The 20,326-nt window shown below is 41.4% G+C and carries 14 protein-coding genes; 9 read left to right on the top strand and 5 right to left on the bottom strand.

Annotated features, from left to right (window positions below):
* Position 1 precedes the first annotated feature (1 nt).
* Together J0L60_07765 and J0L60_07770 are read left to right on the top strand one after the other, a co-directional pair.
* Positions 2-307 carry an STAS domain-containing protein gene (locus tag J0L60_07765; protein ID MBN8546016.1) on the top strand — a complete coding sequence of 102 codons (306 nt, stop codon included), beginning with the start codon at positions 2-4 and terminating at the stop codon, positions 305-307.
* Between the two features lie 13 nt (positions 308-320).
* Entirely contained in the window at positions 321-659 is a 339-nt protein-coding gene (locus J0L60_07770; GenBank protein MBN8546017.1) for an STAS domain-containing protein, read from the top strand.
* On the opposite strand, the gene J0L60_07775 is transcribed toward J0L60_07770, so the two are convergent.
* A complete protein-coding gene (locus J0L60_07775) occupies positions 656-2,662 on the bottom strand; it encodes a WD40 repeat domain-containing protein (protein ID MBN8546018.1) in 2,007 nt (668 codons plus the stop codon). The genes J0L60_07770 and J0L60_07775 overlap by 4 nt on opposite strands.
* 112 nt (positions 2,663-2,774) lie before the next feature.
* Here J0L60_07775 and J0L60_07780 point away from each other — a divergent pair, with 112 nt between their 5' ends.
* Together J0L60_07780 and J0L60_07785 are read left to right on the top strand one after the other, a co-directional pair.
* The gene (locus tag J0L60_07780) at positions 2,775-3,776 is read left to right on the top strand and encodes a phosphoribosylformylglycinamidine cyclo-ligase (GenBank protein ID MBN8546019.1); all 1,002 of its coding nucleotides are present in this window, start codon (positions 2,775-2,777) and stop codon (positions 3,774-3,776) included.
* Positions 3,777-5,417 (top strand): M1 family metallopeptidase, encoded by a 1,641-nt coding sequence (locus tag J0L60_07785; GenBank protein ID MBN8546020.1) that lies wholly within the window; start codon positions 3,777-3,779, stop codon positions 5,415-5,417.
* A 33-nt stretch (positions 5,418-5,450) separates the two neighbouring features.
* On the opposite strand, the gene J0L60_07790 is transcribed toward J0L60_07785, so the two are convergent.
* Genes J0L60_07790 through J0L60_07800 form a run of 3 tightly spaced genes read right to left on the bottom strand, consistent with a single transcriptional unit; the run spans position 5,451 to position 7,780 of the window.
* Positions 5,451-5,798, bottom strand: coding sequence for a histidine triad nucleotide-binding protein (locus J0L60_07790; protein MBN8546021.1), 348 nt, complete (start codon positions 5,796-5,798; stop codon positions 5,451-5,453).
* Between the two features lies 1 nt (position 5,799).
* The gene (locus tag J0L60_07795; protein ID MBN8546022.1) at positions 5,800-7,155 is read right to left on the bottom strand and encodes a sigma-54-dependent Fis family transcriptional regulator; all 1,356 of its coding nucleotides are present in this window, start codon (positions 7,153-7,155) and stop codon (positions 5,800-5,802) included.
* Positions 7,156-7,162: 7 nt separating this feature from the next.
* Positions 7,163-7,780, bottom strand: coding sequence for a hypothetical protein (locus tag J0L60_07800; protein MBN8546023.1), 618 nt, complete (start codon positions 7,778-7,780; stop codon positions 7,163-7,165).
* Between the two features lie 106 nt (positions 7,781-7,886).
* Here J0L60_07800 and J0L60_07805 point away from each other — a divergent pair, with 106 nt between their 5' ends.
* The 5 genes from J0L60_07805 (at position 7,887) to sprA (ending at position 19,414) form a co-directional block, all read left to right on the top strand.
* A complete protein-coding gene (locus J0L60_07805; GenBank protein ID MBN8546024.1) occupies positions 7,887-9,206 on the top strand; it encodes a PLP-dependent transferase in 1,320 nt (439 codons plus the stop codon).
* Positions 9,207-9,228: 22 nt separating this feature from the next.
* Positions 9,229-10,350, top strand: a complete 1,122-nt coding sequence (locus J0L60_07810) for an alanine dehydrogenase (GenBank protein MBN8546025.1) — start codon at positions 9,229-9,231, stop codon at positions 10,348-10,350.
* 9 nt (positions 10,351-10,359) lie between these two features.
* Positions 10,360-11,709: an acetyl-CoA hydrolase/transferase family protein gene (locus tag J0L60_07815; protein ID MBN8546026.1), complete on the top strand. Its 1,350-nt coding sequence runs from the start codon at positions 10,360-10,362 to the stop codon at positions 11,707-11,709.
* Between the two features lie 3 nt (positions 11,710-11,712).
* Positions 11,713-12,417 (top strand): serine/threonine protein phosphatase, encoded by a 705-nt coding sequence (locus tag J0L60_07820; protein MBN8546027.1) that lies wholly within the window; start codon positions 11,713-11,715, stop codon positions 12,415-12,417.
* A 214-nt stretch (positions 12,418-12,631) separates the two neighbouring features.
* Positions 12,632-19,414, top strand: a complete 6,783-nt coding sequence (gene sprA, locus J0L60_07825; GenBank protein ID MBN8546028.1) for a cell surface protein SprA — start codon at positions 12,632-12,634, stop codon at positions 19,412-19,414.
* Between the two features lie 6 nt (positions 19,415-19,420).
* On the opposite strand, the gene J0L60_07830 is transcribed toward sprA, so the two are convergent.
* Positions 19,421-20,323 (bottom strand): glycerophosphodiester phosphodiesterase, encoded by a 903-nt coding sequence (locus tag J0L60_07830; protein MBN8546029.1) that lies wholly within the window; start codon positions 20,321-20,323, stop codon positions 19,421-19,423.
* Between the last annotated feature and the right edge of the window lie 3 nt (positions 20,324-20,326).

A 20,326-nucleotide genomic window follows, 5' to 3' on the forward strand; every position in this document is an offset into this window, starting at 1 on the left:
AATGGAAATTAAAATTAACCGGAGCGCCGGACAATTGGAACTGGAACTTGATGGAAGACTCGATATAACTTTTCAGGAAGTGCTTGAGAACGCTGTTACCGATGCTTTCGCTGAAAAACCGGAAAAAGTGATTATCAACTGTGCAAAACTCACTTTTATTTCGAGTGCCGGTCTTCGAGTTTTTATGAAGGCACACAAACTTTCAGCAACTTCGGGTACTCAACTTTTTATATCAAATTTAAATGAAACAACCAGAAAGATATTTGATATCACAGGATACCTTTCTATTTTTAATTTAATCGATTAACCGGAAGTAGATCATGGATATTACCAAAAGTACAAAAAGTGATGTAACAATTCTTGAACTGAAGGGACGGTGTGAGATTCAGGATTTTGATCTTTTGAGTAAGCACTTGACCGACATTATCGAATTGGGTGAAAAGAGGCTTATTTTGGATTTTTCGTCACTTCATTTTATCAATAGTGCCGGTTTAAGAGCCATAATTGTGGCAGTACAAAAGATGAACAATGCATCCGGAAAAGTGGTTTTTTGCAATGTAAACGAGACGGTTGAAAAACTTTTCGGGATCACAGGCTACTCCTCGCTGCTCGAAAGATACTCATCTGTCGAAGAAGCTCTAAAAGGTATAAAAGGTTAGAAAACCGGCTTTAGATTGTCTAACGGTTTCTTGACGGTATTTTTCCCTGTCTCGATATTTTTTGGAACGGCGATTTTGAACAACAGTTTACTATCGCCGTTTGTAAATTCCACAGCATCCTTCATGGAGAGCAGACTGATTTTTCCATCATGGATGAAAAGAGTATACTCGAGATCCCCGTTCATTCTGTCCCAAATCTGTAACAATCCGGTAGAGGAAAGCGCTGCAACATGTGATTTACCAAATTCGGATAAACCGGTCAAAGCGAAATCACTCTCTTCGAATTGAGAAATTGCTCCCTTGTCGATATCTATTGACGATAGAAGTCCGCCATCTCCCGTTGTCAGGACGCTTCCTTTAGTGTTGAAAATTGCACCCGAAACAATACCGTTGTCATTCTGATAGGTTCTAAAATTAAACAACTGATTCGTGTTCCAAAAACGGGTAGTCCGGTCATCAGAAGTTGAAACCATATATTCACCTTTATCACCGGTAACAACCGAGTTCACCGCACCTGTATGACCGGAAAAAGTGCTTTCCTTTTTCCCTGTGAACGGGTCGACAAAATAAATAACACCTTCATATGTCCCGGCCGTAGCGAGTTTAAGCTCCTCAGAAAATCCCACGGATGTAAATTTACCCTTCAGTTCTGATGTGATTGCGCTGAGGGCACCTAAAGCATTGGCGGGCATAATTTTTAATTTTCGGTCTCCACCACTTGAAATCAGAAAATCCTTGCTGAACTTAATTGAGATTATTTCCTTTTCGTGGATTTTCTCCAACAGATTGATCTCTCCGTTTTGAAGGTTAATCACACAAATTTCTCCATCCTGGTTGCCAATTGCCACTTTTTTGCCGTTGTTGTTGAGAGATAAGGCAGTAACCGGGGAGAGAGCCTTATAGATATTTACCGGTTTGAATGTTTCATTTAAAACCACTCTAAATACATCACCATCGGGAGTGGAGTAGACAAGATAGTCTTTTCCTGATACGAAGAGTGCAATTTCTCCCTGAAAAGAGTTAAATTCTCTTTTTTCCAGTTCTGTTTTGTTTAGATCCCAAAAAAGTGATCTGAAGCCGAATGAGAAACTGACACCCTCGGTATCATTTTTGAACAGGAAAAGCGACAGTGTATATTCGTGGGCTTTAAAAGATTTGTAAACGGTTTTTTCACCGATGTTAATCAATAAAATCTGATTCTCGAGGGTTGTAGCTGCTGCCAGTTTTCCGGAGGGGGAAGCTGACAATGAAGTAATCATTGAAACAGGTTTTGTGCTGATGACTCTGTTTTGTTTAGGAATTCCGGCAGGATTACAATCAAAAAATTTGATGTCACCGTTAAAAGATGAAGCAAGCAGCACTTTCCCTTCGTTAAAATTTTGAAGTCCTGAAACATCTGAATCGAAAATCTCGCTCGAATCAGTGATTTTCTGTTTACGGGTATCGAAGAGATACAGCTTTCCTGAAGTTGCCCCCAAATACAGAATACCGGTTTCTTTGGCAAAAGTGGCTGTATTAATATCTGCGGGAAGATTTTTCATATCAAAAAGTGTGGTCAGGGAATCAGGATCCAGCCCGACCAGAAGACCTCCAAAGCCGCTACACCAAATCATATTTGAAGTTTTATCGAAGACCACACTGTTTATTGCCCTTGATGAAATTTTTCTTTTTGATAAAAGCTTCATTGTCTCAATATCGTAGAGGCTGACCGCCCCTTTTGAGTCACCGGTAAGTATAATATTCCCTGAGAAAAAATTCATTGCATTGACAACTCCCGGCAAATTTTTAATATTTCCGGTCAAAATGCCTGTATCGTAATCCCAAATCTTAAGCAGATTATCGAATCCGGAGGTTATGCAGATTGTACCGTCTGGTGAGATAATGGCAGTTCTCACTCCGCTGGAATGATTGTTCTGGGGAACAATTTTTCCTGCCTGAGGGTAAGAAAAGTTGACCATTAAGGTACATAACAGGAATAAAACCGCCGCGAAATAGTTAGGCATCTGCATTTCCTTTTAAAGTTTTCCGATTTTCCATAAATTAAAAATAGTAAATCTTTAATTTACACTTTAAAAGAATTTTCTTTTTGGTGAAGAGCACAAAAACGGAGAGAAATTGAGCGAGACATATGAAAAGGCCGGTGTAAGTATAGAAGCCGGTGAAGAAACTGTAAGAAGAATCAAGAAAATGGCAAAATCCACTTTTAATAAAAGTGTTCTGAGTGATATCGGGCTTTTTGGCTCATTTTATGAACTTGATCTTGAAAAATATAAAAAACCGGTTCTGGTTTCGAGTGTGGACGGGGTTGGAACAAAGTTGAAAGTGGCATTTGCGATGGGAAAACACGACTCGGTTGGGCACGATCTTGTGAATCATTGTGTTAATGATATCGCTGTATGCGGAGCGGAGCCTTTGTATTTTTTGGATTACATGGCATTCGGGAAACTGAATCCTGCCGTTGCAGAGGATATTGTGAAAGGCTTTACACAGGGCTGCCTCGAAAACGGTTGTGCACTTATTGGTGGGGAGACCGCTGAGATGCCTGGTTTATACAACGAAGGAGAATACGACATGTCGGGAACCATCGTTGGCGTTGTTGAAAAGGAAAAGGTAATAAACGGATCAAAAATTAAGAATGGTGATCTGCTGATAGGATTCAAGTCCTCAGGTTTGCATACGAACGGTTACTCTCTTGCGAGGAAAGTATTATTCTCAAAGTTTTTACCGACTGACTATTCGGAGGATCTTGGTAAATCCTATGGTGAGGAATTGTTGAGCATCCACAAATCATATTTAAAATTGATTAGAGCCTTTACTGAGCATGATCTGGTTTCGGGGCTCTCCCATATCACCGGAGGAGGTATAGAAGGAAACACAAACAGAATTCTACGGGAAGGTTTGGCTCTCTCTATCGATTGGTCCGCCTGGGAGATTCCTGCAATATTTAATATCATCCAAAAGACCGGCAACATTTCCGATGAAGAGATGCGGCATGTCTTCAATCTTGGAGTCGGGCTTGTTGCAGTGGTACCGGAATCCAATGTTGACGCTATTACAAAAATCTCCCTGAAAGAAGGTGAGACTCCTGTTGTAATGGGTAAGGTGGTAACCGCATAGATGAGGCGATTCATTCCTTTAGCCGTTCTGATTTTATCTTTTTCGATTAACACTTTTTCGCAAGATGTTACCGGAAAACCTTTCGACACTTGTATCGATGTAATTTCGTATCATCTTGAACTCAACCTCGTAGATGCATTCAAAAAGAGAAACAATCGAGCTTTTGAGGGAGAGGAGATTATCTCTCTTGCGGTCAAACACATTCCTAAAGATGGAAATATCTGGCTAAATGCTTCGAAGAATTCAATTGAAATTAAAAGTGTGTCAGGTCATCTACAAATTTCAGAACGGGATGGTGACAAAGTCCGTTTTCTACTTGATAAAAGTGTAAAAAAGGGGGACACGATAGTCTTCTCGATGAAATATGCACATACCGGAGTGATTGACGAAGGATTGTTTGTTTCTCCCGGGTCCGTCTTCACCAATAATGCACCGATAGAAGCGAGGGACTGGTTCATTTGTAAAGATCATCCGAGTGACAAGGCATTTTTCTCCGCTAAAATTTCGGTGCCATCCAACATCACTGTAGGTGCCGTAGGACTGCTCGAAAGTGTCAGCGATTCAGCAGGTATTAAAAAATGGTACTGGAAGAGCCGGCACCCGATGTCCACCTATTTAATGGTCTTTTCCGCTTCTTCAGATTACAAAACTGAAAAGTTTATTGTGACTTCTAAATTGACCGGCAATGAAATTCCGGTTGAACTATACTGGCGGAAGGGGGAGGACAAAGAGAGTGTGGACTATATCAGAAAAGCAATGCCATATATGCTCGATTTCTTCGAGGAGAGATTTGGTAAGTATCCTTTCGAGAAGATAGGTTTTGCAACTCTTACTTCAGATTTTCCTTATGGTGGCATGGAAAACCAGTCTTTCATAACGCTTTGTGCCGGTTGCTGGGACGAACTGCTCATTGTACACGAATTTTCGCATCAGTGGTTTGGTGATCTTGTCTCTCCCAAGAGCTGGAAAGACCTGTGGTTAAATGAGGGCTTTGCTGAGTATATGGAAGCCCATTGGGTCGAGATTTGGACACCAAAAGAGAAGAACTACTACAAATCGATCATTGAAGACTATGCGAATTACTATTTTATCATAAACCCCAAGGAAGCCATCTCGGAAAAATCGTGGGACTATAATACTCCTCCAGGAGGTGAACTTTACAATCCTGCACTTGTATATAAAAAAGCCGCGTGTGTCATTCACATGTTAAGGCAGGAGCTTGGAGATTCAACATTTTTCCATTTGTTGAAAAGTTTCGTGACTGACCCCTCCTTAATGTACGCAAATGCATCAACAGAAGATTTTGTAAAACTGACTAATGAAGTGAGTGGAAAAGACTATTCGTGGTTCTTCCATCAGTGGCTTGATTTCCCGGGTCACCCGGTTTATGCGAACAGGACCCGCTTGTTCAGCGAGAATGGTGCCGACTGGCTCGAGATTACTTTCATTCAGAAGGAGTGGGAACGGGTATATTACAAAACAAATTTTGAGCTTCTGGTTGAATATGAAGATGGAAGCAAAGAAATTTTCAAGGGATTCAACAAAGAGAATGGAGAGACTTTTAGATTCAGAACAGGAAAAGGTGCGAAATCCGTAATTTTTGATCCCGACAATAAAATTGTGTTGAAGAAGGAGGAATAATCCTCCTTCCTCTACTCCCAAAATGAAATTTCATCAACCGGGAGGCCATGTCATTTTTCTGCCTCCGAGCAGGTGGATATGGAGATGATGAACCTCCTGTCCGCCGTCATCCCCGTTGTTGATTACCAGTCTGTAACCTGATTTGTCGATCCCTTCGGACACTGCAATTTTTTGTGCAGCATCGAAGAGGGAGGCAAGTAATTCCGGGTTTTTTGGCAAATCGAAATTTTGAATTTTATCAATTTCCAGTTTTGGAATTATAAGAATATGAACCGGAGCTTTCGGATTGATATCCTTGAAAGCAAGCACTTCATCATTTTCAAAAACGATGTTTGCCGGGATTTCTTTTCGAATGATTTTAGAAAAGATGGTTTCTGCCATTCTATTCTCCTTTTTCGATACCGTATTTTTTAAGTTTGTTGTACAAATGACTTCTTTGGATATCAAGATCTTCGGCTGTCTTGCTTATATTCCAACTGTTTATCTCAAGTTGTCTTAGTATATAAGCTTTTTCCGCCTTGTCCTTGAAATCCTGAAAAGAACTGCTCTCAGATATGAGATCATCAATCGAGACTTTTTCGACCGGCAGAAGAAAGTCGATATCTGCCAGTTTTATCACCGGTGAATTTGCCAGGATGATTATCCGCTCAATAATGTTTCTAAGTTCTCTCACATTTCCGGTCCACTTCAGCTTTTTGAGGAGAGTTATTGCATCATCAGCGAATTGAGGCACAGTTTTTTTATGCTTTGTCGCAATTTCCTTTGCAAAGTGCCGGACAAGAACCGGGATATCATCGACCCTTTCCCTCAGCGGAGGAACCCTGACCGGAATCACATTTAATCTGTGATAAAGATCCTCTCTGAACTCACCCTTGGCGATCATTTCGTTCAAATCTCTGTTTGTTGCCGATACAAGTCTCACATCGACAGGAATTTTCTTTGAACCGCCCACCCTTTCAATTTTTCCATCTTCGATAGCTCTTAAAACTTTTGCCTGCGCCTGAAGGCTCATGTCACCAATTTCATCAAGGAAGAGGGTGCCCTTGTCGGCAAGTTCAAATTTCCCGGTCCTTTGGTTCATGGCACCGGTAAAAGATCCCTTTTCGTGACCAAAAAGTTCAGACTCGATCAACTCATTAGGTATAGCTGCACAATTTACTTCCACAAAAGGCATAGAGGAACGGGGTGACGCGGAATGGATGGCTCTGGCAACAAGTTCTTTGCCGGTACCGTTTTCCCCAAGAATCAGGATTCGTGCATCCGTCGGAGCTACTTTTTTGATTATTTCGAGAATCGAAGTTATCTGCGATGAAATGCCGAGAATGGGGGAAGGGGTCTCAATCTCTTTTTTTATCGTCTCAAATTCTTTTTTCAGAATTGCAGTTTCAGATGCATTCCTCACGGTTATGAGCAGCTTTTCCCTGTCCACGGGCTTTTCAAGAAAATCGAATGCGCCGTTTCTGGTTGCCTTTATCGCATTGTCTATGTTGCCATAGGCAGAAATAATTACAACATTCAGATTCTTGTCAATTTCCTTGATATGCTTAAGAGTCTGGAATCCATCCATTCCGGGCATATTGATATCGAGGAGGACGGCATCATACTTGTCTTCTTTGATTAATTCGAGTGCCCGTTCTCCATTCTCTGCGGATCCGGTTTCATAACCCTCATAGTCGAGGATCATCGCAATACTTTCTCTTATTCCGGGCTCATCATCTACAATAAGTATTCTTGGCATTTGGTGTCTATTTGTTCAGTTTATACAATTTCAGGTAATTTGACGGGAGTTCCCGGCTTTTTTTTCTTAATTCATTTCCAAATTTAATTCCCAGCAAGTTAACAGAAATATCCTTGCCGGAGAATTTTGAATCAATTTTGAAAGATTCTTCGAAAACTTCTATAAAATAGCCAAAAAGTTCTGTAACCCCGGGGATAAAACTGTTGTACTCCAGGAAAGCCGACCCAAAAAAATGGGACAGTTTGTCGATATCACCCGATTCTGTCGTTGGTGAATCATCAAAAAGATATCTTGGCAGATTCCGGTTTTTTTGCTTGAAAATTTCAGTGGAAGCAGAGAAGAAGGGGATGTTCAATCTCATTTTTAACAGAGGAGTAACAACAGTGGCTTCTTTCACCGTCAGACACGCCCAGGTGCAGGCAATAAGAGCATCTGAAATGTCAGAGTCTGCTATTCTCATGCTTTCCCTGAATATGGAATCTACGGATGCAAGTTCTCCATACCGCTGCCTGATCTCAGCAAACCCGGAAGAGGATATATAACGGGAAAGTTGATCCACATTTCTGCCGGTCGTACTTTGCTGAGAATAGACGATGTTTGCGAATCCGGAAATTGTGACTGACAAGATCAGAAATATTTTAAAAGGAGCCATATCCAAATATAAAAAACTTTCTCATCTCGAGTTATTTTTGTAAGTTTACATAATAATTATAGGTATAAAAGGAGATCATATGGAGACGAAAAACAAGAGTAGTGAAATGCTCGACGAGTCTCTCTATTCGGCTGAAACGCATCTTATATACGGTAAGAATGTCAGCTCAAAATGGGACTACTCCCATCATGTGGTTTCACCACTTTCATCTTCAGTTATCTTCAGGCTCGATTCAGTTGAGAGAGGAGCCGAAGGATTTCTGGAGTTTGGTGATACAAATGTATTAAACTCTGAACTTCAACCAATCTATATTTACGACAGACTAGGCGAACCTAACAAGGATCTCCTCGAAGAGAATCTGTCGTATATCGAAAAAGGTGAAATGGCTGTCACCTATACAACGGGAATGGGAGCAATTTCCGCTGTGCTGGGTGTCTTACTTCGTGCGGGTGATGAAATAATTGCTCACAGAACTTTGTATGGCTGCACATTTTCCCTGTTCAAAAACTGGTACCCCAGACTGAATATCCAATATGTTTCGACTGATCTGACTCATACAGGCGATCTCGCCAATCTTATTACCCCTAACACGAAAGTCATCTACTTCGAAACTCCGGGAAATCCGAATCTTGATTTGATAGACATTGGTGAAATAAGAAGAATAGTGAATGAGGAGAACAAAAAACGGGCAGAACAGGACTGGATATATATCGTGGTCGACAACACTTTTGCCACTCCATTTTGTCAGAGGCCCATCGAACTGGGAGCTGATTTTTCTGTGCATTCCCTTACAAAAGGAATCGGAGGATTTGGTACTGACATGGGAGGGGTTGTAATTGGACCTAAAAAGTTCCAAAGCATGCTTTTACTTTACAGGAAAGACTTTGGAGCTGTTCTGGGTACCAAAGCTGCCTGGACCATTCTGACCTACGGATTGCCCACATTGCATCTCAGAATCAGCAGACAGACCGAGAATGCCGGAAAAATTGCCGAGTTTCTTGTAAATCACCCAAAAGTAGAGTTCGTTAACTACCCCGGATTACCTTCCTACAGATTTTACGAACTTGCTCAAAAACAGATGACAGACTTTAAAGGTAATTTTGCACCCGGAAGTCTGATGTTTTTTGGAGTTAAAGGTGATACACTCGAAGAGCAGAAAGAAAAAGCACGAATTGTCATGAATTATGCTGCAAAATATGCTTACACACTCACTCTTGCAGTCAGCCTCGGGCATACAAGAACACTTATTGAACATCCTGCAACCATGACACACTCGGTCATCCCGGCCTCGGAATTACCGCGGCATGGTATACATCCCGGAGGGATAAGGCTTGCAGTTGGAATAGAAAATCCCGACGATATCATTAAAGATCTTGCGAGATCACTGGAACAAATTTAAGAACAAACAATTCGGATTCACAATGAGAATAGGAATACCAAAAGAAACAAAATTCGAAGAGAAAAGAGTCGCTCTTGCACCGGCAGGAGTTGATGCGCTGGTCAGGAACGGACATACAGTCTATATACAGTCCGGTGCGGGTGATGGAAGTCATTTTTCAGATGAGCAGTACAAGCAGGTCGGAGCAAGAATTGTTTACAGTTGCGAAGAGGTATTTGCCCGGTCTGAGATGGTTGTAAAAGTCAGCAGAATATCGGAAGAGGAACTTGGATTTTTACAGGACGATCAAATTATTGTATCCTTTTTGAATCTCGCAGTCGTAAGTAAAAAAATAATTTCCACATTTATCGAGAAAAAAATTGTCTCAATCGGTCTGGAACTTATCGAGGATGATTTAGGCTTGCCTGTGCTTCATTCAATGAGTGAAATAGCCGGTCAACTGGCAATTCAAGCTGCTGAAAACCTGCTTGAATCCACAAACGAGATTTCCCGAGGTGTTTTACTTGGTGGAATACCCGGAGTTGCACCTGCTGCAGTTGTAATTTTGGGAGCCGGAGTTGTAGGAACCGTTGCCGCACAGGCTGCGATCGGAAGAGGCGCTCAGGTTATAGTTCTTGACAAGGACATCCACCGACTCAGAAGACTCGAAAAAATGTTCAACAAGCAGATAACCACTGTGGTTGCAAATCCTTATACTATATCCCGCGGGGTAAAATTTGCAGATGTTCTGGTTGGTGCTGTTATGATCAAGGGAGAGAAAACTCCAAATCTTGTGACTGAAGAGATGGTAAAAACAATGAAAAAGGGGAGTGTTATAATAGATGTCTCAATAGATCAGGGAGGATGTATTGAAACAAGCAGACCGACAAGTCTGTCGAGTCCAACATATGTAATGCACAATGTGATACATTACTGCGTCCCGAACATGACGGCACTGGTTGCCAGAACTGCAAGTTTTGGACTCACCAACGCTGCACTTCCTTATATTCAGTCAATAGCAGACAAGGGAGTAAACAGTGCTTTAATGGGTGATCATGGGCTGACGAAAGGTGTCTGTACAATGAGTGGTTTCTGCTCCAATGAAGCAATCGCAGAAACTTTTAATGTCGAATTCAGAAGAATTCATATATTTTCAAATAATTAGGTAACGAAAATGACTGATGAAATGAGAGTTAAACCCAGCTTGTCATCCTCCATGTTAAAGAACTACAAGAACAAGTTGGTTAGTGCCGAAAAGGCAGTAAGTGTTGTTAAATCCGGTGATAATATCGCCATCCATTCGAATTGTGCATTCCCAAGGACTCTTATTGAAGCTCTGGTTGAAAGAAAAGATGAATTGAGAAATGTACAGTTGATCCATGCTCTGTCTGTTGGTGAGCTGCCCTATCTGCAGCCAGGGATGAGAGAATCATTCAATCACAAATCGTTTTTTATGGGCGGGGAAGCCCGAAAAGCTGTTGGTGAGGGAAGAGCCGATTTCATGCCAATGTACCTGTACGAATTTCCTATCCTGGTAAAAAAAGGATATCTGCACATCAATGTTGCACTGGTGCATCTTTCTCCACCTGACGAACATGGTTTCTGCAGTTACGGTGTTGAAGTGGGAATTATAAAAACCGCCGCTGAAAATGCCGACATTGTAATTGCTCAGGTTAACCCCAACATGCCAAGAGCGTTGGGTGACAGCTTTATCCACATCAGCAAAATCGATTATATTGTTGAAGTGGAAGAACCGATTCTTGAACTTCCGCAAGGTGCCAAGGACTCCGATCCTGTTATGGATGCTGCATATACCGCAATAGGCAGAAATATAGCTGACCTGATAGAGAATGGTTCCACACTCCAACTCGGAATAGGTGTGATCCCGGATAATGTATTGAAATTTCTTGGTGATAAAAGGGATTTGGGAATTCACTCTGAAACATTCAGTGATGGTCTGATTGATCTGGTGGATCGAGGAATTATAACCAACAGTAAAAAGGGACTCCACGAAGGGAAGATAATTGCCGGATTTGTGCTCGGAACAACAAAACTTTATCAGTTTATCGACAATAACCCGTTGATCGAGTTTCATCCGCAGGAATATGTAAACGACCCGTTCATTATTGCCAAGAACAAAAAAATGGTTGCCATTAATGCAGCTTTAGAAGTGGATATTACAGGCCAGGTTTGTTCCGACTCAATCGGACCCCGGCTCTACAGCGGGTTTGGTGGCCAGGTTGATTTCATCAGGGGTGCGACAAGATCCGAAGGAGGAAAGCCGATCATCGCTCTTCCATCAACAACCAAAGATGGCTCGATCTCGAGAATCACTGCGCAGTTAAAACCGGGTGCCGGTGTCGTTACAAATCGTGGTGATGTTCATTATGTGGTCACAGAATATGGTGTCGCACAACTATGGGGCAAAACTGTGAGAGAAAGAGTAAGAGAATTAATCAACATTGCTCACCCCAAATTCAGGGAAGAGCTTGAATATTATGCTAAATCAGTGAAATATATCTAAAATATGTTTGCTGTTTTTGGAGATATTCACGGTTGTGTAAATACTTTGCGAAGTCTGTACACGCGAGTGAAAGAGACCTACGAGGATATAGAATTTTACTGTACGGGCGACCTGGTCGACCGTGGTAACTTTTCACTCGAGGTGTTGGATTTCGTAATGGAAGAAGATATTCATCCGGTCCTGGGTAACCATGACCGGATGTTCTTCAGCTATTTTACAAGTCCTGACAGTTCACCTGCGAACCTGTGGATATATAATTCATCTTCCAAGACCCTTTATGACTATGAGCATAATCCCGGGCGTCTTGTTGATCACCTGGAATTTGTGGGGAGTCTTCCATTGTTCTATGATCTGCCCCGACATATTATATCGCACGCCGGAATAGGTAAAAACTGGCTTTCGATACTCGATAATAACGGAAATATCGATGTGCAGAAATTAAATCAAATGGCAATCGAGAATATTGACAATGAGAACGGATTGCTTTGGAACAGAGCGGAATTGTTAAAAACGAACAAGATTCAGATTGTTGGCCACACACCTGTTCCAAACTTCAAGTATTATAAAAATCAGAGAGCATATTATATAGATACTGGAGCAGCTGCAGGAAACAAACTGACAGCTCTGATTTTTGGAGACGGAGATGAGGCTGATATCATTTTTGAACGGACAGATAAAAGAGATTTTAGCTCAACATTCTTCAGATAGTTCAAAAATTATTACATTAACGATTTAGCTGATTTTTTTTAATTTTAGCGATGGATAATCATTAATTTTTGAGTCATAATAGACATTTCTACCATTTTTCACAACATTTGGATTCCCGGCCATTAAAAGAGTTGCGTCTACACCAGTCAGGTTGTCAAAACTCCTAATATTATACTTTATAACGGTACTTTTTGCTTCCATCATAACAGGTTTTATGCCGGAAGTCGAAATATCTGCGAACAAGGTATACTATATTCCGGATTACCTTCTCGACAATGCTTCGAAGAAAGAAGCCGTAGAGTCAAAAAAACAGACCGAGAAAAAATCTCCGGCACCCCGAAATATCATCCACCCGCAAAGAAAAACAATTCCGGTTTTTTCACTCGATTTAACTCCGCAGGATACCATCGACAAAAAGGGTGATTCACTCAAAATATCCGATTCGAGTTTAGTGAAGGATACGGTTAAAAAGGACACTCTCAAAATCGATTCTTTGGCACTGGACTCCACCGCACGACTAAAACACTTCAAAGTTTCAAGGGAAGATGTTCCCTACACAAGTTTTAAAACAGAGAAAAACTCCTCATTTTTTGCTCAGTCGGTTAATTACAAACGGGTCATTGAGATTGATTCCGCCGGTGGTTTTGTAAATATCAGGGAATACATCGGAAATACACCCTACCGTTACACATTACGGGTTCCTTTTGATCAGTATCTGCAGATGGCCATTGATAATAAAAGCAAATCGCTTTGGCAGGAACTTGGGTACAAGTATGAACTGAAAGTAAAGAAAAAGGAACTGTCAGATCTCCTCAAAGACATCACGGATTTCGAAATTCCACTGCCGAGTGTGGGTGTTTTAAGTATTTTTGGACCTCCGGTGATCAGTTTGAGAATCGGTGGTGCAGTGGATATCAGAGCCGCATGGAGAAATGAATCGACCGAAGGAATTACGGCTTCCAGACTCGGAAACACCCGAAATGAGCCCGATTTCAAGCAACAGGTGCAGATAAATGTCAGTGGAACGATTGGCGACAAGCTTAATATCAATGCTGACTGGAATACTGAAAGAACTTTCGAGTATGAGAATCAGCTCAAGATCAAGTATACCGGATACGAGGATGAAATAGTCCAAAGCGTGGAAGCCGGTAATGTGTCTCTACAAACTTCAGGCCTCGTAGGTGGATCAGAGGCTCTCTTCGGAGTAAAAGCAAACTTTAAAATGGGTCCTTTTACTCTTACAGCCCTCGTCTCACAGAAAAAAGCAGAAGTGAAGGAGAAAGACCTTGGTGGTGGTACTATTTCTCAGGACTTTGTAAAGAGAGCATATGATTATTCGATTAATCACTATTTCCTTGATACACTTTATGCAGACACATCTGCTCAGTTAAATCTTTTCTACAGGTATTATTCAAAACCTACACCTGAAATAATACAGCAGTTTTTCGTAAAAGATATTGAAGTTTGGAAGTCTATCAATCAGACTCTAAAAGATCCAAATGAGAGATCTGCTAATGCATTTATATCTTTGCCTCCAATTTCGCAAGGTCAATCATACGATGACAGTTACAGAAGAGTCGACATCGAGGAAGTTCCCGGACAGCAGGTTAAAGGCAGATTCATCAGACTGACAGATGGTGTGGATTATATAATTCACAGGGAGACGGGGTTCATTTCTTTTAAGACTAATGTGCAGGATCAGGATATCATAGCAGTGGCATACAGAACTGAGGGTCCCAATCCTTCAAGTGCTGCTGACGATCAGTTTTATGGCGAATTTCTCGATCAGACTTCTGCACAGAGCGATACCACACGCCGACTGGTGCTTAAACTCGTAAAACCGCAGTTCCTTCAGCCACAGTTGACTACCGCTTGGAAACTTCTTCTTAAAAACATTTATCCGATGGGCGGAAGAAATGTGAAAGAGGAGGGGTTTGAGTTCGATATCAAATACGAAATTGATGGAGGGGATCCTCAGTCTGTGTTGGGAGATGTGAGATTATTGAATGCTCTGGGTCTCGATTTGGTTGGTCCGAGTAAACTTCCACCGCCGGATGGTAAATTTGACTTTAAAGCGGGTATCACAATAATTGCCGAGACAGGTGAGGTGATTTTCCCGACCCTTCAACCCTTTGGTCGAAATCTTCCAAGCACCGTGCCAAACAGTGATTCGATAAAATATCTGGCCGTATACGATCAGTCCCTAACTTTTGCAAAACAGGATAAAATCAAAGACAAGTGGCTCCTGACAGGAAAGTTTTCAGGTGAAGCGTCCTCAACCTATCAGCTTGGGTTCAATGTCGTTGAAAATTCGGTGAAGGTTTATCTGGATGGTCGTCAGTTAAGTCCCGGAAGTGATTATATCGTCGACTACAACATAGGTCAGGTAACAATTCGAAATGCCGCAGCACTTGTACCCGGTGCAAAACTAAGGATTACCTACGAAGAAAATGATCTTTTCCAACTCGCCTCCAAGACCCTCTTCGGTGCCAGAGGTGTGCTTGACATATCCAAGAAAACAAAACTCGGTTTTTCTGCTCTTACTCTATCGCAACAGACTCTGTCAGACAAAGTAAGAATCGGTGAAGAGCCGTTGAGCAATTTTATTCTCGGTCTCGACTTTCAGACTGCCCATGATCTACCATTCCTGACTGATCTTGTCGATAATCTCTTTTCCACAAAGGAAATGTCGTCAGTCAGCTTCACCGGTGAAATGGCGTATATGAGTCCTGATCCGAATACCAAAAAAAGCACGATTGAGAGCGACGGTGGTAAATCGATTGCTTATATCGATGACTTTGAAGGTGCGAAGAGAACCATTCCGATAGGTATCACATACGGGGCTTGGAAAGACCTTTCAGTTCCGGACAGTCTTCCGGCTCTCTCCGGATTATCCAGAACTGAACGGATGAAATATAAGGGTAAATCGTGGTGGTTCAATGTGCTTCCATCCGATGTTACAGTATTCAACATCTGGCCGAACAGGCGTGTGGCAAGAGGTGAAGAGCAGGTGACTGTATTGGATTATATATTCCAACCGGACACTGCAGGCAGTTTTAACTATGAACCCAATTTCTCCGATAAGACGAAATCATGGGGTGGTATGATGAAAACTCTTTCATCGACCGCGAACAACCTTGTTGATGAAAACATTGAGTTCATCGAATTCTGGATGAATATCAGAAATGCACCTGTAAATTCGAAAATGTATATCGATCTTGGTAAAATATCCGAAGATGTAATTCCGAATAACCGTCTTGATTCAGAAGACAGACCACCACAGAACGAGTTGATAGATGAAGGTGAAGATACAGGTCTCGACGGGTACTTTGATGCTCAGGAAAGAACCGTGTTCAACAGCCAAAAAGGTGATCCGAGCAACGATAATTTCTCTTTCAACAACTCGGGCATTTTCAATCTGTACAATTACTTCAACATTAACGGCACAGAAGGAAATGCTCAGCTTACTGATATCGGTAGAATACCTGACACTGAAGATTTGAATAAAAATGGTGTGCTCGATCAGGCGAACTCATATTTTAGATATGAAATTCCAATTGATACAACAGCGCAGAATAACCCTTATATTCAGGGTGGTGGAAACAATGCCGGATGGTATCTTGTTCGAATCCCACTGAAGGACTTCAAATCGGAGATCGGAAAACCGAGTCTAACACTTGTAGAATATATCAGACTTTTCGTGACAGGAGCGAATGATCTTGTTGCAATCAGACTTGCAGATTTCAATCTGGTTGGAAATCAATGGAGAAAATCGATAGAAGGTGACACTGTTCTATCCATTTCAGTTGTGAACATTGAGGATAACCCTTCCTACAGTTCTCCTCCGGGTGTACAAAGAGAAAGAGACAGAAGCAGACCTGATCAGGAAATTTTCAGGAATGAGCAGTCTCTTGACCTGGTACTTAATGGACTCAACCCTCAAACAAGCAGGGAAGCGATTAAGTATCTGTTCAGACCTCTCGATGTATTCAATTATTCTGAAATGAAGCTATTCATTCATGGTGATTCAGCACAAATTCCCGGTGGTGTTTCCTATCAGTATCAACCCGGTGTGTATTCTTCGGAGATTTATTTCAGGTTTGGTACCGATACAAATAACTACTATGAATACCGTCAGCCTGTGGAATCGGGTTGGCAGGAAATCGGCATCGTATTCAGTCAGCTAACAGCAATTAAACAGGCACGCGACAGCGCTAATTCGATTTACCGGCTACCTGTAGATGGTAAACCCGGACACTACTATGTCGTTAAAGGAAATGCAACTCTGACATCCATCAAGTTCCTGAGTGTTGGTATTACTAATACTTATCCGTTTGCAGACCTTTTTGGCGAAATATGGATAAACGAGTTGAGGGTTGTTGGTGCTGATAATACACCCGGTTGGGCATATACCGCATCTGCATCGTTGAAGTTTGCCGACATTCTAACGGTCAATGCAAATGTAAGCCAAACAGATCCATATTTCCATAGACTTGCTGACAGATTTGGAAGCAGAATTGAAAGCCGTAACTGGGGTGTTTCTGCCGATCTTGACATCCTTAAACTTTTGCCTGTGCCACTTCCCGGAAGTAATTTAAGATTGAACTATTCCCGTACAGAGGGAGTGGGGAATCCATTATACCTCCCCGGAACAGACATAAAAGTATCGGAAGCTGCAAAAATTCAGAAAGAAAAATTGATAACTGCAGGTGTTGATCCGGCACAAGCAGAGGTGGTCGCACAACAGATTGTAAGCGATGCACAAACTGTGAATGTATCAGACACCTGGACCGTGGCAAATGTGCAAATAAAAATTCCGAGTGATTTTTGGGTTATAAGAGATATCTTTAACAATCTCACTTATAACTTCAACTACAACAGTTCATTCAGTCGAAACCCGACGACACTCTCTTCGAAGAACTGGCTTTGGAATGCAAGCATTAATTACGGAGTTACACTATCTCCGAATAATTACTTCGAACCGGCTAAGATTCCATTTATTGGTGAGGCACTGGCATTTCTGACTGATTACAAAGATACCAGAATCTATTTTACACCTCAGAACATTAACTGGAATATTTCAGCGCGAAGATCATTCACTCTTACTCAAACCAGAGCCATCGGTCAGGCACTCTCGCAGGAAACTGTTTCGAGAGATTTCACCGCCAACAGAGGGTTTAACTTTAACTGGAAAGTAACAGAGAAAGCACTGATAAATCTTGCAATCTCTTACCAGACAGACTTTGCATCATCATTGAATTACCTTGAAACAGATGAATTCAACAATCCAAGGTCTGAAAGCTCGATTTGGAGTGATATATTTGGCGGTCAGTTCTTTGGTCAGGATTTCCGCTATAACCAAAGCCTTGACTTCAAAACATCACCTCGACTTCCGTCGTTCGGGAAAATCAATGAGTATTTCCAGATTACTGCCGGATATAATGTCCGTTACGGTTGGAATAACGATTTCAGGCAGATTCAGGTAGGTAGAAGTGCCGGTTTCCAGAACAGAACCGCTTTGGGTATCAGACTGCGTCTAAAAGCCCTTACTGCTCCGTTGTTTGAAGAGAGTGATCCGTCGAAAGGCCAGCCGGAAGTAACGCAACCCAAGCCAAAAACCCGGTCAAGAGAAATTGATGAAACCGGTGAAAACAAAGGTGAACCTGTACCGGGTGGAAAGGTAGCCCAGACTCCTGATCCCAATGCACCTCAGGATACAGTTCCCAAAGTCAAAAAACCTTCACTTCTGAACAATTTGTGGGGAATTCTAAAGAACGGTATCAGGATTCTAATTTTTGATTACGACAATATTACAGTCGATTTTTCCAATGATGTAAGTGTTTCTGCAAATGGTATCAGAGGATTTGGCAACGGATTTAAGAATTTCTGGGGACTTAAGCAAAGTAACGAAGAAGGTCCCAACAGAATGTTTCTCCTTGGTCTGAATCATGATGTTGGTCCCAGAGCACCGAATGCCAACCTGACAGACAACTATTCAGAACGAAACAACATCGATATTCGTACCTCCAAACCTCTTTGGGAAGGAGCAAAGATCGATTTGTCATGGAAAGTTGGCTGGTCGATAAGTAAATCCACAACTATGCAGAGTGATAATGATGGAAATCTGTTCATTCAGAATATTTCATCAACCGGAAATACAACAAGATCGTTCTTTACGATGCCTCCTGTATTGTTCCTCTCTATTTTCAAGAGTGGAATTAAAAGAGTAAATGAGCTGTATGACAGGAATTCCTCCGATCCGGCAGGCAATTTATCATCGGCTTTTGTCAAAGGATTTGAGTCACTGCCACTCCTCGCAAGTCTTGGACCTTTGGGTGAGTTTACAAACTATATTCCAAGACCTAACTGGAGAATGACCTGGGATGGACTTGAAAAACTTGGTATTTTCCAGGGATTTGCAAAGAGGGTTTCACTTGATCACTCTTACTCCTCGGAATATACTGAGGGTTGGAAAATCACTCCGGATGGAAATAAGGTTGTTCAGACGCAGAGAATCAACTACAGCTTTGCCCCGTTGATTGGTCTGAATATCACATTCAATAACCTTTGGGGTGGTAATTTTACCGGGCGAATTCAATATAACACCAGAACATCTTACGATCTTGGTACTTCAACCCGAAATATCACAGAGAATCTGAACAGAGATATTGGAATTTCGTTTAATTATGCAAAATCCGGATTCGAAATTCCATTATTCGGATTGTCCCTTAAAAATGACATAGAATTCAGTTTCTCTTACACGAGTACTAAAAACTCAACAGTTCAGTTTGACATGGAACGGTTCACTGATGAAGGTATCCCTCAAAACGGAACGACCACAACGACAATTGAGCCTCGAATCAAGTATGTAATCAGTTCCCGTGTTACACTTTCATTGTTCTACAAGCGATCTGACACCACACCGGAGGGTGCAGCAAGAATTCCTCCAACAACGAGAAATGAAGCCGGTCTGGATATCAAAATTTCAATCCAGTAGCAATTCTTAAAACTTTGAAACCAAAGCCGGATTATCACTAAGAATATAATCCGGCTTTATTTTTATTAAGAAACTGTTTATTGCACTCTCACTGTTCAAGGAATAGGGGATAACTGAGACAGGATGTTTGTAGAGAGAAGGATAATTATGATCAAGTAGAAAATGGTTTATACACAGGTAGCCTTTTGACTCATTAATTATTTCCATCAATCTCCCTGATACAGGTCCGTTCAGAGTATGTTCGAAATCCGGTAGTGTTGTATTCGATTTTCCCGGTGAAAACTCTCTGTCATTGTAATCATCAAAATAAAATTTTATTTCAGGTATAACCTCAGCATATTTTGGGGAAAATAGCTTTGTCATTGTCGCAAGTGTATTCTTAGACTTTTCAATACCGAGTATAAGTTTAGCCAGACCGTATTTGAATTTAGACACTGTATAATTGTGGCTAAAGCAGAGAGGAATTGTTGGATCGATTTTATGGAAAGCAAACAAAACTTCAGGGAGCCACGAAACAATTACTGAATTTGGGAGTAATTGTTTTTGTGAAAGCATCGAATAGATTTTCTCTTCCTGACCAAAATCTTTAATATCGATGAAAATCCTGCTATCCGTGCGTTTTTGTTTGCCGAACTCTTCAAGAATTTCTGCAAGATCCGGCAAACAATCTGTCATCCCGGATTTCTCCTGAAATTCTCTCATCTCAGCTAAAGACGAATGGATAATCGAAATTTTATTGTTTCTGTCAGTCCGGAAAAATGGATCATGATTCACCACAGGAATTCCATCAGCAGTTACTCGTACATCGAATTCGAAACAAATAACGCCATTCTCGAGTGCATTTTTAAAGGAGGAAAGCGAGTTTTCACGCTCACCAAAGCCACGAAATCTGTGGGTTACTATTTTCATCGT

The sequence above is a fragment of the Ignavibacteria bacterium genome (assembly GCA_017302895.1).
Lineage (GTDB): Bacteria > Bacteroidota > Ignavibacteria > Ignavibacteriales > Ignavibacteriaceae > UTCHB3.

What these genes read in the sequence shown, in the direction of transcription:
- J0L60_07765 (MBN8546016.1), top strand. Translation starts at nt 2, where the DNA reads ATGGAAATTAAAATTAACCGGAGCGCCGGACAATTGGAACTGGAACTT.
- J0L60_07770 (MBN8546017.1), top strand. Translation starts at nt 321, where the DNA reads ATGGATATTACCAAAAGTACAAAAAGTGATGTAACAATTCTTGAACTG.
- J0L60_07775 (MBN8546018.1), bottom strand. Translation starts at nt 2,662, where the DNA reads ATGCCTAACTATTTCGCGGCGGTTTTATTCCTGTTATGTACCTTAATG.
- J0L60_07785 (MBN8546020.1), top strand. Translation starts at nt 3,777, where the DNA reads ATGAGGCGATTCATTCCTTTAGCCGTTCTGATTTTATCTTTTTCGATT.
- J0L60_07790 (MBN8546021.1), bottom strand. Translation starts at nt 5,798, where the DNA reads ATGGCAGAAACCATCTTTTCTAAAATCATTCGAAAAGAAATCCCGGCA.
- J0L60_07795 (MBN8546022.1), bottom strand. Translation starts at nt 7,155, where the DNA reads ATGCCAAGAATACTTATTGTAGATGATGAGCCCGGAATAAGAGAAAGT.
- J0L60_07805 (MBN8546024.1), top strand. Translation starts at nt 7,887, where the DNA reads ATGGAGACGAAAAACAAGAGTAGTGAAATGCTCGACGAGTCTCTCTAT.
- J0L60_07810 (MBN8546025.1), top strand. Translation starts at nt 9,229, where the DNA reads ATGAGAATAGGAATACCAAAAGAAACAAAATTCGAAGAGAAAAGAGTC.
- J0L60_07815 (MBN8546026.1), top strand. Translation starts at nt 10,360, where the DNA reads ATGACTGATGAAATGAGAGTTAAACCCAGCTTGTCATCCTCCATGTTA.
- J0L60_07820 (MBN8546027.1), top strand. Translation starts at nt 11,713, where the DNA reads ATGTTTGCTGTTTTTGGAGATATTCACGGTTGTGTAAATACTTTGCGA.
- sprA (MBN8546028.1), top strand. Translation starts at nt 12,632, where the DNA reads ATGCCGGAAGTCGAAATATCTGCGAACAAGGTATACTATATTCCGGAT.
- J0L60_07830 (MBN8546029.1), bottom strand. Translation starts at nt 20,323, where the DNA reads ATGAAAATAGTAACCCACAGATTTCGTGGCTTTGGTGAGCGTGAAAAC.